At 54.4% G+C, this 1,839-nt stretch carries 1 protein-coding gene and 1 pseudogene; one reads left to right on the top strand and one right to left on the bottom strand.

Translation table 11 applies throughout. The features are described from left to right. Positions 1 to 287: pseudogene (locus J5224_RS26235) on the top strand (argininosuccinate synthase); the annotation flags it as partial. Between the two features lie 257 nt (positions 288 to 544). Here J5224_RS26235 and J5224_RS26240 read toward each other — a convergent pair. Continuing rightward, positions 545 to 1,839 (bottom strand): hypothetical protein (locus J5224_RS26240; RefSeq protein ID WP_264628113.1); only part of this gene is annotated, 1,295 nt, incomplete at its 5' end.

A 1,839-nucleotide genomic window follows, 5' to 3' on the forward strand; every position in this document is an offset into this window, starting at 1 on the left:
CGGGTGAAGTGACGCTGGAACTGCGTCGCGGCAATGACTATTCCATCCTGAATACGGTGTCGAATAACCTGACCTACAAGCCGGAACGTCTGACGATGGAAAAAGGCGACTCCGTGTTCTCGCCGGATGACCGTATTGGTCAGTTGACGATGCGTAATCTGGATATCATTGATACGCGTGAAAAACTGTTCAACTACGTTGAGACCGGGCTGCTCTCCTCCTCGGCGGCGACCGGTTTGCCGCAAATGGAAGGCCTTGAACAGTTGCAGGACAAGAACAGCAAGTAATGCACTGATTGTTGCATTCCTCTTCAAAAGGGCACCCACGGGTGCCCTTTTTCGTTTGCTCTTTTTTGTTACTACATGCTGGTCAACAAATGACCGCTGTCACATTTCCACTCTACCCACCTGTGACTGTCATCACACACAAAACGTTGATTATGTGAGTGATTGCACACTTTATCCCAATAAGTCACGCTCCTGATGCTGAGCGTCGGGTTCCTGTGTGTTTTACCGGTAGGGAATTGCTTATGCTCATTTCACGGTCAAGGCGCGGTGATGTCGCAGTCCAGACTGGCTGCTAAATGAAGCAGGCGCTGTGGGTCGAGCAGTAGGTGAAAGGTGTAAGGGTGCTGTGTGCCTGCCGAAGAAAACCAGGTTTCCAGCTCGGTGATGAAGTGACGCAGCGTGTGTAACGCTTGCCGCAGTTGTTCGTGTTTTTCGGGATTATTGCCGTATTTGTGGATCCACAAGCGGAGCGCAAAAGCATGGGTAATGTGGCTGTAAGCGCGGGTATACCAGAAGGCGCGTTCCCAGCTAGCGGTGAGCGTGTGTTTAAAGGCGTCAGTGAGCGGCATGGCGGGTAATTTTTTGTCCACCTGAGCGCGCAGGTATTCCGCCAGAAAACGAGATTTCTGTTTTTCCAGGATGATGAGCTGCATTTGCTGCTCACCGACGGCCTCATCATCCGCTGGCATCAGTGGCTGAAAAGCCTGAGACCAATTGGCGCTGCGGGTGTCCATATGCAGCAGTTGTAGCGCCTGCTCAAAGTCATGCGGGGGGCGGCTATGACGTTGCAGCAGTCGCCCCAGCAAGCTGGGCGTTTTACACATCCAGTCGTGGCTGGAGGTATAGATGGCAAACAGATCGTCAATCTCTTGCTGTGACAGAGGACGCAGAGAGTAGGTTTCCAGCCACTCGGTAAACAGCGCTTGCGGTGCAACCGACGGCGCTCGGATCAGACGCGAGAGGCCGTACAGATTCAGCTCGTTGACTGAGCCCAGTAGCGCATTGTTTGGGAGCCATTCCCAACTGAGGCGTGCAGTGATCGCCTCAAGTTCGTCGCCGAGCGTTTGGGAGGCCCAGTGAAGACGCTTTTGCAGTTCGTCTAACAGGCAACAGGGGAGCAGCGTCCAGCCGTATTCGATGCCCCACAGATCGAATTCCACCCACTTACGGGAGCCACTCAGGCGAGTAAGGGTGGGATTGTTGGCAAATCCGGGACGATAGTCCAGCTCCGTCGCTTTTACGGAAGCGCGTACATCATCAGGCAACACATCCAACGCCATCTTTAACTGCTGGCGGGGCCACGCTTTGTCCTGATAGTCGCGCAGTACCAACTGACAGCCGCGTAAACGCAGGCCCTGGTAGAGGCGTTGCAGCGCTGATTCCCACTCCGTCTGGTGCACGGTAGGTGTGGTGAGCGAAAGGCGCAGGCCGCGCACGGTGGGTAAATGGCTCAGGATTTCCGGCAGGGTTTCGCCGAAAAACAGGTTAAGAAACGCCGCGTCGTTTTGTGGGTCTTGGGAAAGAAAGAACTCGGGAAATTTACGGTGCAGGT

This window comes from Candidatus Symbiopectobacterium sp. NZEC135 (genome assembly GCF_025962695.1).